Consider the following 15,431-nt stretch of genomic DNA (forward strand, 5'->3'; position numbering starts at 1 on the left):
AAAATATATGTTAGGTGGAAACTACGCTTGTTATTCCTCTTCATATTGTTTAACAATTTTATCTGAGCGTTTTTTTTGAAAGCCTACTCAATCCCCAATGACTCAAAAACCAAGATTCATCCTTTTTAGAGCGAAAATACACTAGACATAAATACTATGCTGCCACCCATATGCCACTTGCCACGTGGGTGGCACTATTTTGACGGATAGATAAAAATAAATTGCATTTTGGATAAAAATACTGTATTCTAGTTGGTAATGAATAATGAATAATAAAGTGCACAAAAGCTTAATACAGGGGGTATAAACAGTGAAAAAATTTAAAAGAGTACTAGTAGCAAATAGAGGAGAAATTGCCATAAGAATTTTCAGAGCCTGTCATGAACTTGGAATTCGTACGGTGGCAATTTATTCTAATGAGGACAAATATTCACTTTTCAAAACTAAGGCAGATGAAGCTTATTTAATTGGAGAAAACAAAAGTCCTGTTGAGGCATATCTAAACATTGAGGAGATAATAAGTCTCGCGCTTAAAAAAGGTGTAGATGCCATTCATCCAGGCTATGGTTTTTTATCAGAAAATCCTGAATTTGCGAAAAAATGTGCTAGCGCATGTATTGAATTTATAGGACCTACCGCGGAAATGATGGATAAACTGGGGGACAAAATTAAATCGAAAATTGTAGCAAATGCAGTGGGAGTTCCTACCATACCTGGAGATAAAAAAGAAGTTGAAACAATTGAGCAGGCAAAGGAATTGGCAGAGAAATGTGGATATCCCGTTATGATAAAGGCGGTTGCCGGTGGCGGTGGTCGCGGTATGCGAATTGTAAGAAATGAAGGGGAACTTGCCACATCTTATAGAAGCGCTAAAAGTGAAGCAAAAAAAGCCTTTGGTATTGACCATCTTTATATAGAAAAATATCTTGAAAAATCTAAACATATAGAAGTACAGGTTCTCGGAGATAAGTTTGGTAATATTGTTCATTTGCATGAAAGAGATTGCTCTATTCAGAGAAGGCATCAAAAGGTTGTAGAATACACTCCTGCCTTTTCAATACCTGAGGAAAAAAGAAATGAAATTTGTAGTGACGCAATAAAAATAGCTAAATCAGTAAATTATAGAAGTGCTGGAACCTTGGAGTTCTTAGTAGATACCCATGGAAATCATTTTTTTATAGAAATGAACCCTAGAATTCAAGTTGAACATACTGTTACAGAGATGGTAACAGGTATTGATATAGTTCAAAGCCAAATACTTATAGCAGAAGATTACGCATTAAATTCCGAAAATATTGGAATCTCTTGTCAAGAAGATGTTAAAGTTAACGGCTATTCTATTCAGTGTAGGATAACAACAGAGGACCCTTCTAATAATTTTGCACCGGATACTGGAAAAATAGAAGAATATAGAACAGGTTCTGGTTTTGGAATAAGGCTTGATGGTGGTAATGGTTTTGCAGGAGCAATAATTAGTCCATATTATGATAGTCTTTTGGTAAAAAATATATCTTGGTCTAGAACTTTTCAAGATGCTATAAAGAAGTCTATAAGAGCTGTGGAGGAAACCAAAATTACGGGAGTAAAGACAAATATTGGTTTTTTGATTAATGTATTGAATCATCCTACTTTTTTAAAGGGAGAATGTAATACAGACTTTATTGAAGAAAACCCTGAGTTAATATCCATTGCACCTAAGGCAGATGAAGAAAGCAGAGTGCTAAAATTCATTGGCGAAAAAGTGGTAAATGAAACTAATGGCATTAAAAAGCTTTATGATGTGCCACAAGTTCCGAAAATTATAATGCCGGAAAAATTAAGTGGAACAAAACAGATTTTAGATATGCAAGGGACAGAAGGTCTTTTGAAATGGGTGAAAGATCAAAACAAATTATTGTTAACAGATACTACCATGAGAGACGCTCATCAATCCTTAATGGCAACTAGAGTGAGAACGAAGGATATGTTAAAGATAGCAAGTGCAACTTCTGTTTATGGAGGAGATTTATTTTCCCTTGAGATGTGGGGAGGAGCTACTTTTGATGTAGCCTACCGATTCTTAAATGAATCCCCATGGGAAAGACTTTCGCAGCTACGATCGAAAATTCCTAATGTGCTCTTCCAGATGCTTATACGTGGAGCAAATGCAGTAGGTTATAAAAATTATCCGGATAATATAATTCGGGAATTTATTAAAGAATCTGCAGATACTGGAATTGATGTTTTTAGAATTTTTGATTCTCTAAATTGGTTAAAAGGAATGGAAGTTTCAATAGAGGAAGTTCTTAAAAGTGGAAAGGTTGCTGAAGCATGCATATGTTATACCGGGGATATCTTAAATGATAAAAAAGATAAATATAATTTAGATTATTATATAAAGCTGGCAAAGGAAATTGAAAAAACAGGGGCTCATATTTTGGGAATAAAAGATATGTCTGCTTTACTTAAGCCTCATGCTGCTTTTAAGCTAATTGATGCACTAAAGAAAGAAGTAGGAATGCCTATACATCTTCATACCCACGATACTACAGGCAATGGAGTTGCCACAGTACTTATGGCGGCAGAGGCTGGCGTGGATATTGTAGATACTGCTTTTAATAGCATGTCAGGACTTACTAGTCAACCAGCTTTAAACTCAGTAGTTGCAGCACTTAAGAATACTGACAGAGATACTGGTATAGAACTCAAGGGAATTCAAGGAATTTCAGATTATTGGGATGCAGTAAGACCGGTTTATTCTAAGTTTGAATCGGGACTCAAATCCGGTTCTGCTGAAATTTATCGATATGAGATTCCAGGAGGTCAATACTCTAATCTTAAACCTCAGGTAGAAAGTTTTGGTCTTTCCCATAAATTCAATGAAATTAAAGAAATGTATAAGGTCGTAAATGATATGGTAGGGGATATTGTAAAGGTAACTCCATCATCTAAGATGGTAGGAGATTTTGCCATATTTATGGTCCAAAATGATCTTACACCAGAAAATATATACGAGAAAGCAACTAATATGTCTTTCCCAGATTCCGTTGTAGCATACTTTAAAGGAATGATGGGTCAACCAATGGGAGGATTTCCAGAAAAACTTCAAAAATTAGTTTTAAAAGGCGCGGATCCAATTACAACAAGACCTGGAGAATTACTTCCTGATGAAGATTTTAGTAAAATAGAAAAACACCTAATAGAAAAATTTAATATTGTTCCAGATAAAAAAGATTTATTAAGCTATTCCTTATACCCTGAGGTATTCGATGGCTATGTAAAATACACTAAGGAATTTGGAGATTTAAGTAGAATTGGAAGTGATGTTTATTTCCACGGGCTCAGCGAAGGTGAAACCTGTGAAGCTGAAATTGCTGATGGAAAAGCTTACATGATAAAGCTGCTTAAAATAGGTAAATTGGATTTAGAAGGCAACAAAGTTGTGGCTTTCGAAGTGGACGGAAATAGAAGGGAAATAAAAATAAAAGATAGAAACAACAAGACGCTTCAAGAGTTCCAAGCGTCGGAAATGGCTGATACATCAAATCCTTTAGAGATTGGCTCACCAATACCTGGAACTGTTTCGGCCATCTTAGTGGTAGAAGGAGATACAGTAACTGAAAATCAACCATTAATGATAGTGGAGGCTATGAAGATGGAGACAAGGGTAAGTGCAAGCGTAGCAGGTGTAATTGAGTCAATTAGTGTTAAAGAAGGGCAACAAGTAAAGGCTGGAGAACTTTTAATAAATTTAAAATAAAAGGTGCCACCCGCCTGGCAAGTGGCATGTGGGTGGTACCTATATAATATACTTAATGCGTTGGTAGATAGAATTTAAATTCTTGAACCAGCGCATTTAGTTTTTGCGTTAATTATAATAGGGCATGAGTTTTATTAAGACTAAATTTGTAAAAATAACGGATATTTTAAAAAAAACAAAAAGACAAAAGGTTGAAATATGTTATTAATAAGTTCAAATTACAAAAAAAGTTAAAAAATGCTAATAAATAGTGGATATATGTATAAAGAAAATAGTAATTTAATCGATAATAAGGTATATGATTATAATGATTTCAGAACAGACTTAAAAATAAAAAGTTGATAGCTTAAATTTTTACTATAGTAAAAAATTATGTGTAGAGAGTTAGAAGAATATCATATAAAAAAGGGGAGAGATAAAATGAAGTTTTTTATAAATTTAAGTGTAAAGAAAAAGCTTATATTAGTATTTTCAGTAATTTGTATTTTTATAGTTCTAATAGGAGCGGAAGGTATATCAAGTTCATTAAAGATAAATAAGGGTTCTAAGATAATATATAGCACTAATTTAAGAGCTATTGAAGATTTGGAGGAAATTAAAGGAAAATTAAATTATGGTAGTGCTAATATGCTTAGAATTATTTTTGAAAGAGATAAGTCTAAATTAGATGAACAAATAAAAATCAATAATGATTTAACAGATGAAAATGAAAAGATACATCAAACATATAATGGTTTGCCAGCTGAATTAAATCTTGATGTAGAAAAAGAAATGACAAAAATCGATAACGATTTTAAAAATGAATTAGTAAAATATACAGAGTTAAAAACTAAGAGCATTGAACTTGTGAAAGCAGGAAACTATGAGGAAGCAGTTAAAATTTATAACACACAGGAAGCATCAATAAGACAACCCGTTTTTGATGCCTTAGTTAAATTAATTGCTATAAATACAAAATCAGCGGAGCAGGTAAATTCAAATAATATAGCCCAATTTAATAATGCTAGAAATTTAATTATAATTTATACAACCATAGCATTTTTAATCATAATTCTTATGGGGTACATATTAAGTGTGAATATAATGGGGCCACTAAACAAAATAAAAGATTTAGCGCAGAGATTATCTTCTTATGATTTCTCCATTCCAATTACTATTACAAGAAAAGATGAGTTTGGACAAACAGCTTTAGCTTTAAATGCTGCACAGGAAAATGTCAGTAGCTTAGTAAAAGAGATAATGAACAATTCTTCTGATATGAGTGCATCTTCTGAAGAACTTTCAGCTACAACTCAGGAAATAACATCTAGAATTGAAGTTATAGACCGTTCAACGGCAGAAATAAATAGTTCGGTTCAAGAAGCCAGTGCTACATCAGAGGAAATAACTGCATCAGTTGAAGAAGTTAATGCAAGTATGGAAGAACTATCTTCAAAGTCTATGGAGGGTAGCAGTAATGCTGTTCAAATTAAAGACAGAGCCAAAAAAGTTCAGGAATATGCTAAAAGCGCATTGGAAAAAAGTAATATTATCTATGAAGAAAAGGAAAAGAATATATTAAAAGCTATAGAAGATGGAAAAGTTGTAGATGAAATAAAAGTTATGGCTGATGGAATTGCAGCAATTGCAGCACAAACTAATTTGCTTGCCTTAAATGCTGCTATTGAAGCCGCTAGAGCTGGAGAACAGGGTAAAGGTTTTGCAGTAGTTGCAGATGAAGTAAGAAAGCTTGCAGAAAAATCCTCAGAAACTGTAAATACCATTCAAAGCACAATAGTAAAAGTTCAAGATGCATTTAAGAATTTATCGGTGAATAGTAATGATATACTTAAATTCATTATAGAAAATATTAAACCTGTTTTAGAACAGTATTCAAAATCAGGAAAACAATATGGTGAGGATGGTGACTTTATAAGCGCCATGTCAGAAGAAATTGCATTGATGTCAGAAGGGGTGGAAGCTACAGTAAATCAAGTTAGTACTGCAGTTCAAACTTTGGCAGAAAATTCACAGCTTTCTGCAGAACGTACAGGTGATATTCAAATTAGTATTGATGAAACCTCAAAAGCTATGGAGCAAGTAGCACAAACCTCACAAATTCAAGCAGAGTTTGCACAAAAGCTTAATGAATTGGTACAGAAGTTTAAACTTTAACCAGAAATAGTAAGGTGCCATCCACGTGGATGGCACCTGTTTTTTAATTTATCATGTCACTATATATTATTGATTCAAATATAATATAGTGAGGTGGTAATATAATGAAGTCAGATAAATTTAACCATATACACGATTCAATCATGAAAAGCGTTAATATTCCCGTAGAACTCTATGAGTCTATGCTTGGACAATATTTTATTGGGTATGCTGATAATTTAGTATTTGGTGAAGAAAAAAATGCCTGGGCAAGGTTATACAATCCAATTAATTCAGGTGTCATTTTATATGTAAATGTGTGGACTGTAACTGGTGTTTCAGATTCACCTTTCCGTGCACAGTTTTGGTTTAACTCAACTCCTCCTGAGTCAGATATTAAATACGCACCTGTAACTCCTACAAATTTAACTATTAAACCACCACCTATAGCAAAGGTGAGATTAGAGTATGCATCTAATGTTACAGGTGAACCAACTGGAGGAGTCAAGGCATTTGTAAGACGTGCCCTTCCCGAAACAACATTGGTGGAAAGTGAAAATGGAAAAATAATTATTGGTGAGGGTGGTGATTTTTTAGTGTTTTTATCAAATCCAGAAACACCCGAACTTTTAACTTCAGGCAGAGTGGCTTTTGGTTGGTGGGAAGAAAGAATTAGTAAAAGGTGTAAATGCTAGGATTAATATGAGATTTCCACTAATATGGCTTTTAAGTAATATATTTTATAGTAAATTAAGGGGACTCATTTGAGTTCCCTTAATTGATAATTTGAATATTCATTATTAGCTTTAAAAGCAGTATTAATAATATACATATTTTTAGTAATATAGACACAAAATAAATACATCCATTTATTCTTTAACGACATTTCAGAAGTCGTTAATTGCAGCATCGCAGATGATGATTTAAGGAAGGATGTAACTTTATGAATGAAAAAAATAATATATGTATTAAAAAGGACTTAGTCGCTAAATCTTATTGGCTGGATTCAACTCCTGGAACAAACTATCCTACGTTAGAAAAAGATATTAATGTTGATATAGTAATTATAGGAGGTGGTATTACCGGAATTACAACTGCTCTTCTTTTAAAAAACGAAGGTTTCAAAATAGCATTAATAGAAGCAGATAAAATAGCTCAGGGAACTACAGGGCACACCACAGCGTATGTTACTTCACAACACAATATAATATATAATGACTTAATCGAAAGAATGGGATTTGGAAAAGCTAAGCAGTATGCAGATGCTAATGAAAGTGCTATAGATTTTATAGAAAACACCGTAAAAAAATATAACATTGATTGTGATTTTTGTAGATTGCCCGCATTCATCTATACAACTGATGGAAACTATATAAATACTATTATGGAAGAAGCAAAGGCAGCTATAAGCCTAGGGATAAAAGCAAAATATGTTGAAAAGTTAGATTTGCCATTTTCAATAAAAGGTGCACTATGCTTTGAAAATCAAGCTCAATTTCACCCTAGAAAGTATCTTCTTAAAGTTGCAGAAAACATATCTTGTAATGAAAGTCAAATATATGAACATACAAGAGCTGTAGATATAAAGCATGATAATTTATATACTGTAATAACTGATACAGGATTTAAAGTAATAGCTTCAAAGGTTATTTTGGCTTCACATTTTCCATTTTATGATGGGCTAGGATTATACTTTGCAAGACTTCGGCCAGAGCGGTCATATGTAATAACTGCTAAAATAAAAGATGAGTTGCCAAAAGGTACATTTGTAGATTCAGGAGAGGCAGGGTGGTATTTTCGCTCACAAAATTATAGAGATGGTCAAATGATAATTATTGGGGGTCAAGACCATAAAACTGCTCATGGTGGCGACATGGTGGAGCATTATGAAAATTTAAAAAAGTTTGCACAAGAAAATTTTAACGTTGAGGAGTTTTTATATAGATGGTCAACTCAAGATTATATAACAATAGATGGTGTACCTTATGTAGGTAATCTTACTTCTAAATCTGAAAATATTTATGTAGCTACAGGTTATGGTGAATGGGGAATGACAAATGGAACCGCAGCTGCAAATATATTAAGGGATATTATAGTTAAGAATAAAAGCCCTTATCAGGAGGTATACAATCCGTCCCGCCATATTTCAACTGATGGAATTACGAATTTCGTTAAGGAAAACTTTGATGTTGCAGTGGAGTTAATAAAAGGAAAACTTGAAATTGGGCAACACAATATTGATTTAAAAAATGATGAGGGAAAGGTAGTAGAACTTCATGGAGAAAGATATGGGGCATATAGAGATAAAAACGGTGAGCTTCATATAGTTGATATAACATGTACACATATAGGCTGTGAACTAAAATGGAATAGTGCAGAATCATCTTGGGATTGCCCTTGCCATGGGTCAAGATTTACTTTTGAAGGTGATATTATAGAAGGACCAGCCGTTTGTAGATTAAATCACTATAAAGAAAGTAAAAATACAATTGATTCAAATATGATTTGATAAAAAGTATGCTATATAAAAACAGAAATGTTATAGTACTTACTGAATCATATATAATAAAAGAGTAAAAACTCGAAAATTCTTAGCCTAGATTAAGAATTTTCGAGTTTAAAGTAACTTTTTATATGTTTTTTGAAAATATTTTTAATAGACGCAAATAGTGATTTGCTTCACGTAAGGTATGGTCAGCTAACAATGGTATTATTATGGACTTGATTTTACATTCTAGCAATCCTTGAGTACCTTGCGTCTTAAATTTAGTTATTTCCATGGTTGCTTTAAGGCTGTCCTCCGTAACTTTTGAAATTGGGATTGTCTTAGCCATGGCTTCTTTTGATTCTCTTGTCAACTTATCAAATTGATTTCCAAAGTTATTTGCTGCTATCATAAGCTGGTTTTCAGTGGGGTCAAGAAGTCCACGAATAAATTTTGAATGTTCAGCCATAATTCTATTCCAAAATATTTCTTGCTCATAAGTAGCACTCACCAAGTTGATTTCCTCACGATTTTGTAGTCTTTGAACTATCTGAAAATAAAATCTTGCTTCTCTTAAAATATGGTCTATAAGTAAAGGATAATTACTTGTAAATAACCTACAGGATATAACCTCTGATAAAATCATATTCTTAAACTGTGATAAAGCTTTAGTTAATCCCAGCGCTCTCTGATTAAGCATAAATACTCTTTGTTCAAGCATAGGATTACCTATTATTAATGCATCGTTGCCCATTAATCGCACTTCTGATTCCGTCAAATTGATTGGGATATTCACTCCTGTAAAATACGATGAAGCCTTTTCGGCGTTTAATGTAAAAGGTGTTACTACTTCACCAGACTGTAATATACTAGTACTAACAACGCCATTAGAAAGTGATATAGCATCTGCTAAAAGTCTATCAAACTCTATTCTGAAATTATCCGCCTGATTTATATAATTTGAGTCCTTTTGTGTAAAACTTATTTCTAAAAAAAATGAGTGTTCCTTCATAATTCTTGCAAAAAAAAGATGTAATTCCAGTGATTGTCGTATGAATTCAGTACTAGATAGCATAGTCAAATCTCCTTAATATAAAAATTTTTCCTCGCTATCATTGTATTCATTAATACATAAAAGGTTACCCTTTAACTATAACTAACATCATTTTGAATTTCTCATGAGCATTTAATCCATGAGGTATGTTGGCTGGCATTAATATTATTTCACCCTCCTTAACTATAACAGGCTCATTATCCCCTATTGTTATTGTAACCTGCCCTTCAGTTACATATACTAAGGCATCTCCAGGTGCTGAATGTGTACTTATTTCTTCTCCTTTATCAAAAGCAAATAGTGTTATACTAACGTTATTTGTTTGTGTTAGTGTTTTACTCACAACTTGTTTTTCTACATATAATACCTCTTTTTTTAGTCCTAATGCCTTTGCAACTTCAATATTTTTAAAAAACTTTCCATTCATATTTATTCCTCCTTATATTTTATTATTATTATTATTATTATTATTATTATTATTACTTTTGAAGCTTAATATTCGTTCCTTTAAATCTAGTTGTAATAATCATTCAAGTCACTTTAACAAAAATCAAGAAAGTCTTACAATAATTTCATTCAATGCTCTTGCTTTCCTATGATTCTATTCTATGTTTATTTTTGATGAAAAAATATGATTCAGATCAAAATATAAAAATAAATATATTTTATCTATACATATTTTATAGTATATTAATATAGATTAAGCCTTTAAATACTAAGGTGACATAAACTATAAGTTTTAAGAAAATTTTAGAAGGATTCTAATGGTAGAGAAAAATTAGGAGGAAGATAACAAATGAATTTATTTAAAAATAGAAAATCCACAGAATTAGAAAGTAAGCAGGAGAAGTGTGGCGAAGAAACAGCACAGAAGGAAGTTCAATTTTATAATCAAACTAAGGGTTTTATTCAAGATATGAGCAAGTTGCTAGGTGAGATTGTAAAACAGCATCACATTGTAGATAGTGAACATGATGTATTAGGCGAACTTGCGAGTAAGGTGAAGGTACATATGAATGAAATTTCTCATTTAACAAAAAATACTAATGACTTAACGGATAATCTATATTTAGAAGGAAATAAGCTTATAGAAAGTACAGAAGACACAGTTAAAAAATCTTATGAAGGTAAGGATGCCATTTACGAAATGGTGGAAATAATAAAGTCTTTAGAAAGTGAAAATAGGAATAATACCCAAAGTATAAATGAATTGGCAAGGAAGTTTGGCCAAGTACATGAAGTTGTTCAGTTAATAACGAGCATTGCAACGCAAACAAATCTCTTGGCTTTAAACGCAGCAATTGAAGCGGCTAGAGCAGGAGAACACGGTAAGGGGTTTGCAGTAGTGGCAGGTGAGATAAGAAAACTAGCAGAAATGACTAAACAAAGCACTAAAGATATATCAAATTTAATAGGTGGGATAGAAGATGAAACAAAGATAGTTCTAAATAATTCAGATAAATCTAATGAAGTTATTGCCAGTGGAGTTAGGGCTTCTAATAATGCTGCAGAAAAAGTAGACGGAAGTTTATCCTCTATATCAAAAGTGGAACAGGAAGTAAGGGGAGTAATGGAGATTTTAACTGACCAAAAGCATCACATTGAAAACATGAGTAAAGAAATAGTAGATGTTGATGAAATCTTAAAAATAACATCTCAAAGTATAATAAGCCACATAGAAAAGGCAAGCGTTGTAGACCAGCAATTGGAAGAAACTAAAAGACAACTAAACTCCTATAGTAAGAAATTGATCTAGTAACATGTGTTACCTATAATATTGTAGGTAAACAGGAGGTATACACTGGAACAGTACTAATGGATACTATGTGGGGTACCAAAATCAGATTTTGAAAAAGTAGAAGAATAAAATTTATCTATAATTTTAGAAAATATGTGATATTAGTCACATATTTTCTTGCTTTTTAATGATAAAGGGTGGGTATGATTTATAGAAGGAGATGGTTATGTTAGTCTGTTTAGCAGTATGGTGTGCTATTAAATTAAAGGAAGAAACGGCTAAACTTATAATGATTTTCTGGTGCCTTTTTGCATTTATAGCTACAGGGTTTGAACATAGTATTGCAAACATGACTTTGCTTACAACGGCACTACTTATTCCTCACACCGCGGCAATTTCCATAGGGGGGCTAACTCATAACTTGATTTGGGTTACATTTGGCAATTTTGTAGGTGGTGCTGTATTTATTGGAGCAGCATATTGGTATATAGCAAAAGAGAAATAAATATAAAAGGTATATATTTCTAAGGCTAGATTAACTAAGCTAAGTAATATATAGCTTTCTTTTTTTGTTTAATTTTAGGAACCATTGCTATATAATAATCATATTAGTATTTTTATAATAGTGAGATTCTAAAATGAGCTCATAAGGAGAAGTTAAGATGGCACAAATACCGCTTAGACAATTAAAAGATCTTCCACTATTTGAATGTGTTGAGGATAAAACTTTGGATTTAATAAGAGAAAGTGTTATAATAAAAAAATTGAAAAAATCACAAATGTTGTTTGCTGAGAGAGAAATTACAAACAATATATATTTAGTGCTAGAGGGAAAGGTAACCATGTACAGATTATCGGAAAAGGGTCAAAAGAGGGTTATCTATATCTTAAACAAAGGTGAGATTATAAATGAGGTAATTTTCGATAATAGTGCAGCCTCAATTAATTGCGAAGGCTTTGAAGCCAGTGAAATTATAAGTATAGCAAAAGTAGACTTATTAAACATAATGAAGCAGGATTTTAAGCTTACAGAAGTTATATTGTGTTCTATGAGTAAAAAAATAAGAAGACTTTATAGACAGCTTAAGAACACAGTTCCTACTAAAATGGATAAGCGGGTAGCCGCAAAGCTTTGGAAATTGTCTAAAGATTACGGTGTACAAACGCAGGAGGGGGTTTTAATAGATATTAAGATAAGCATAACTTATTTGGCAGATATGTTAGGGAGCTCTCGCGAAACTATTTCAAGGGCAATAAAAGAACTTGAAATTATGGATATGGTTAAAGTGAAAAATAGAAAATTTATGGTTAATAGAGAAAAATTAAGCAAGTATTTTAAAGGTGTGTGATGAAAATCACATATTTTTTTTATTCTTTAAAATAAACTATGTATAGTTAGTTATAAATTTAACGTTTTTAGTGAGCTAATTAACAATACTTAATGAATAAGTAATATTTATTATAATGGAGGGTGTGCATTTATGGAATTTAAGCTTACAATAGAGAAATTTGATGAGTATCTTGAGACATTAAGGCAGGAATATGTGGTATATGCACCAGTAATTATAAAGGGAAAAGGAACTTTTGCGGACACAGATACTATTAGGTATAAGGAAATAGAGAGTATAGGGGAAGTAGAATTTAAACAGAAATCTAGCTTCTCGCCTAAAGAAATAATACTTCCCATTACTCAAACATTATTTTATTTTACTGAAGATGATTGCGTGGAGCCAAAAGAAGATGAGAAGAAAATATTAATATTCTTAAGAAGTTGTGATATTCATGCAATGAAGCGTCTCGATGAAGTATATTTGAGAAATGGAAATGAGGATTATTACTATAAGACTTTAAGAGATAAAATTAAATTTGTGCTTATGGGCTGTAGTGAAAGCTTTGAAAACTGTTTTTGTGCCAGTATGGGATCCAATAAGACCGAAGATTATGAGATGTACACTAAAATTCAAGACCATGAGGTTCTTGTGAATTGTAAATCAGATGAATTAATGAATTACTTTAATATAGATAAAATAAACCAGGTAGAAGTAACACCTGAATTTGTGGAGGCTAATGAAATAGTGGTCACTATACCAGAAAATTTAGATCAAAGAGTTTTTAAATCAAAGATGTGGGATGAATATTCTTCAAGATGCATTGCTTGTGGTAGGTGTAATTTTGTCTGTGGTACCTGTTCTTGTTTTACTATGCAGGACATCTTTTATAAAGAAAATAAGAACCAAGGGGAAAGAAGGCGTGTTTGGGCGTCTTGTCATGTAGACGGATACAGTGACATGGCAGGCGGACATGGATTTAGAAAAGACAAAAAAGATAGAATGAGATTTAAAGTTATGCACAAGGTATATGATTTTAAAAAGAGAGCTGGATACCATATGTGTATAGGTTGTGGGAGATGTGATGATATATGCCCTGAATATATATCTTTCTCAAATTGTGTAAACAAATTAAATACTGCAATGGATGAGGTGGAATAAATGAAAAATATATACATGCCTTTTAAATCTAAAATACTTAAAATAAGTAAGCACACAGAAACGGATTATACCTTTAGAATGGAGTTCGAAGGCGAAGTAAAGCCGGGACAATTTTTTGAAGTATCTATACCGAAATTTGGAGAGTCACCTATATCTGTTAGTGAGATAGGTGAGGGTTATGTAGATTTTACAATAAGACGTGTAGGAACAGTTACAGATGTAATTCATAGTTTTTTTGTAGGGGGAACCTTGTTTTTAAGAGGACCTTATGGAAATGGATTTGATGTAAACCTCTATAAAAATAAAGAAATTATTGTAGCGGCAGGTGGAACTGGACTGGCACCAGTAAAGGGAATAGTAGATTATTTCGTAAAAAATCCGATGAACTGTAAGGCCTTTAATCTAATGGCAGGATTTAAGTCACCTAGTGACATCTTATTTAAAGAAAATTTCAAAGTTTGGGAAAAGAGTATTAATGTAACTTTAACTGTGGACAGTGCCGATGAGGGCTATATTGGAACTGTAGGACTCATAACAAAATACATTGAGGATATTCCAGTAGAAAATATGGATGAGGTACAAGTTATTGTAGTAGGTCCTCCAATGATGCTTAAGTTTACAGTAGCTGGATTTATAAAAAAAGGAGTAAAAGAAAAAAACATATGGGTATCTTATGAGAGAAAGATGTGTTGTGGAGTTGGAAAATGTGGGCACTGCAAAATTGATGATACGTATATATGTTTAGAAGGACCTGTTTTTAACTATTTGGATGCAGTTCATCTAGTAGATTAAGGGGGAGAAATGATGGATATAAATACTAAATTGCTCAAGAAAAATGCATACAGAATAACTAAGAAAAGAGGTAAAACAGCTATAAGAATAAGGGTGCCTGGGGGGCATATTGAAGCTAAACATTTAGAAGTTCTGCAAAAGGTAGCAGAAACTTACGGAGATGGGAATATTCATATAACTATAAGACAAGGTTTTGAAATACCCAATATTGATATAAATAAAATACCAGAAGTTAATAAGATGATTCAATCGGTAATAGAAGGCCTTGAAATAAATCAAATTTCTCCTAGTACTGGATACTCTGCTGCAGGTACTAGAAATGTGTCAGCTTGTATAGGGGCAAATGTCTGTCCTTTTGCAAATTACAATACTACTGATTTTGCAAAAAAGATTGAAAAGGAAATCTTCCCTAATGATTATCATGTGAAGGTAGCACTAACAGGCTGTCCTAATGACTGTATCAAAGCTAGAATACAAGATTTCGGGATTATAGGAATGACAGAGCCTCAATATGAATCTTATAGATGCATCAGTTGTAAATCCTGCGTAAATAACTGTAAAAAAAGAGTTACTGGTGCGCTTAAAATGGAGAACTTCAAAGTAGTACGAGACCCGGACAAGTGTATTGGATGTGGAGAATGTATAGGCAAATGTCCAACAGGTGCATGGAGTAGAAGCCTTGAGAAATATTATAAACTTGTGATAATGGGTAGAACTGGTAAAAAAAATCCTAGACTTGCTCAGGATTTTATAACTTGGGTGGATGAGGAAAGTATTATTAAAATAATAAAAAACACTTATTCTTATATAGAGGAATATATGGATGGAGATGCTCCAGGAGGAAAAGAGCACATAGGCTATATTGTTGATAGAACAGGATATCAAGTGTTTAAGCAGTGGGTCTTAAAAGACGTAACCCTCGGAGAAAAAGCAGAGGTTAAGAAACATATTAACTGGTAACGTATGTTACTGACAATATAATTATAAATCTGTATACTAAT

At 32.5% G+C, this 15,431-nt stretch carries 11 protein-coding genes and 1 pseudogene; 10 read left to right on the plus strand and 2 right to left on the minus strand.

Annotated elements, in window-relative coordinates; all coding sequences use genetic code 11:
• Positions 1–310 precede the first annotated feature (310 nt).
• The 4 genes from ACREV6_RS16720 (at position 311) to ACREV6_RS16735 (ending at position 8,381) form a co-directional block, all read left to right on the plus strand.
• A complete protein-coding gene (locus tag ACREV6_RS16720; RefSeq protein WP_431579178.1) occupies positions 311–3,739 on the plus strand; it encodes a pyruvate carboxylase in 3,429 nt (1,142 codons plus the stop codon).
• A gap of 420 nt (positions 3,740–4,159) precedes the next feature.
• Positions 4,160–5,893, plus strand: a complete 1,734-nt coding sequence (locus ACREV6_RS16725) for a methyl-accepting chemotaxis protein (protein WP_431579179.1) — start codon at positions 4,160–4,162, stop codon at positions 5,891–5,893.
• 104 nt (positions 5,894–5,997) lie between these two features.
• The gene (locus ACREV6_RS16730) at positions 5,998–6,567 is read left to right on the plus strand and encodes a DUF6143 family protein (RefSeq protein ID WP_431579180.1); all 570 of its coding nucleotides are present in this window, start codon (positions 5,998–6,000) and stop codon (positions 6,565–6,567) included.
• A gap of 248 nt (positions 6,568–6,815) precedes the next feature.
• Complete coding sequence (locus ACREV6_RS16735; protein ID WP_431579181.1) at positions 6,816–8,381, plus strand: FAD-dependent oxidoreductase; 1,566 nt, start codon at positions 6,816–6,818, stop codon at positions 8,379–8,381.
• 121 nt (positions 8,382–8,502) lie between these two features.
• Here ACREV6_RS16735 and ACREV6_RS16740 read toward each other — a convergent pair whose 3' ends face one another.
• Positions 8,503–9,432: a DUF2935 domain-containing protein gene (locus ACREV6_RS16740; protein ID WP_431579182.1), complete on the minus strand. Its 930-nt coding sequence runs from the start codon at positions 9,430–9,432 to the stop codon at positions 8,503–8,505.
• A gap of 64 nt (positions 9,433–9,496) precedes the next feature.
• A complete protein-coding gene (locus tag ACREV6_RS16745) occupies positions 9,497–9,838 on the minus strand; it encodes a cupin domain-containing protein (protein WP_431579183.1) in 342 nt (113 codons plus the stop codon).
• Between the two features lie 369 nt (positions 9,839–10,207).
• On the opposite strand from ACREV6_RS16745, the gene ACREV6_RS16750 reads away from it, so the two are divergent.
• The 6 genes and pseudogenes from ACREV6_RS16750 (at position 10,208) to asrC (ending at position 15,390) form a co-directional block, all read left to right on the plus strand.
• Positions 10,208–11,167 carry a methyl-accepting chemotaxis protein gene (locus ACREV6_RS16750; protein ID WP_431579184.1) on the plus strand — a complete coding sequence of 320 codons (960 nt, stop codon included), beginning with the start codon at positions 10,208–10,210 and terminating at the stop codon, positions 11,165–11,167.
• 208 nt (positions 11,168–11,375) lie between these two features.
• Positions 11,376–11,654 (plus strand): annotated as a pseudogene (locus ACREV6_RS16755) (formate/nitrite transporter family protein); the annotation flags it as partial.
• A 157-nt stretch (positions 11,655–11,811) separates the two neighbouring features.
• On the plus strand, positions 11,812–12,498 hold the full coding sequence (locus ACREV6_RS16760) for a Crp/Fnr family transcriptional regulator (protein WP_431579185.1): 687 nt from the start codon (positions 11,812–11,814) through the stop codon (positions 12,496–12,498).
• 132 nt (positions 12,499–12,630) lie between these two features.
• Entirely contained in the window at positions 12,631–13,638 is a 1,008-nt protein-coding gene (gene asrA, locus ACREV6_RS16765) for an anaerobic sulfite reductase subunit AsrA (protein WP_431579186.1), read from the plus strand.
• The gene (gene asrB / locus ACREV6_RS16770; RefSeq protein WP_431579187.1) at positions 13,639–14,430 is read left to right on the plus strand and encodes an anaerobic sulfite reductase subunit AsrB; all 792 of its coding nucleotides are present in this window, start codon (positions 13,639–13,641) and stop codon (positions 14,428–14,430) included. It abuts the gene before it with no gap.
• A 12-nt stretch (positions 14,431–14,442) separates the two neighbouring features.
• Positions 14,443–15,390, plus strand: a complete 948-nt coding sequence (gene asrC / locus ACREV6_RS16775) for a sulfite reductase subunit C (RefSeq protein ID WP_431579428.1) — start codon at positions 14,443–14,445, stop codon at positions 15,388–15,390.
• Positions 15,391–15,431 lie beyond the last annotated feature (41 nt).

This window comes from Clostridium sp. (assembly GCF_050717515.1).
In the GTDB taxonomy this organism is placed as follows: Bacteria; Bacillota; Clostridia; order Clostridiales; family Clostridiaceae; genus Clostridium_AD.

Bases quoted from the DNA above. Each gene is read 5' to 3' on its own strand.
- ACREV6_RS16725 (WP_431579179.1), top strand. From the start codon at position 4,160: ATGAAGTTTTTTATAAATTTAAGTGTAAAGAAAAAGCTTATATTAGTA.
- ACREV6_RS16730 (WP_431579180.1), top strand. From the start codon at position 5,998: ATGAAGTCAGATAAATTTAACCATATACACGATTCAATCATGAAAAGC.
- ACREV6_RS16735 (WP_431579181.1), top strand. From the start codon at position 6,816: ATGAATGAAAAAAATAATATATGTATTAAAAAGGACTTAGTCGCTAAA.
- ACREV6_RS16740 (WP_431579182.1), bottom strand. From the start codon at position 9,432: ATGCTATCTAGTACTGAATTCATACGACAATCACTGGAATTACATCTT.
- ACREV6_RS16745 (WP_431579183.1), bottom strand. From the start codon at position 9,838: ATGAATGGAAAGTTTTTTAAAAATATTGAAGTTGCAAAGGCATTAGGA.
- ACREV6_RS16750 (WP_431579184.1), top strand. From the start codon at position 10,208: ATGAATTTATTTAAAAATAGAAAATCCACAGAATTAGAAAGTAAGCAG.
- ACREV6_RS16760 (WP_431579185.1), top strand. From the start codon at position 11,812: ATGGCACAAATACCGCTTAGACAATTAAAAGATCTTCCACTATTTGAA.
- asrA (WP_431579186.1), top strand. From the start codon at position 12,631: ATGGAATTTAAGCTTACAATAGAGAAATTTGATGAGTATCTTGAGACA.
- asrB (WP_431579187.1), top strand. From the start codon at position 13,639: ATGAAAAATATATACATGCCTTTTAAATCTAAAATACTTAAAATAAGT.
- asrC (WP_431579428.1), top strand. From the start codon at position 14,443: ATGGATATAAATACTAAATTGCTCAAGAAAAATGCATACAGAATAACT.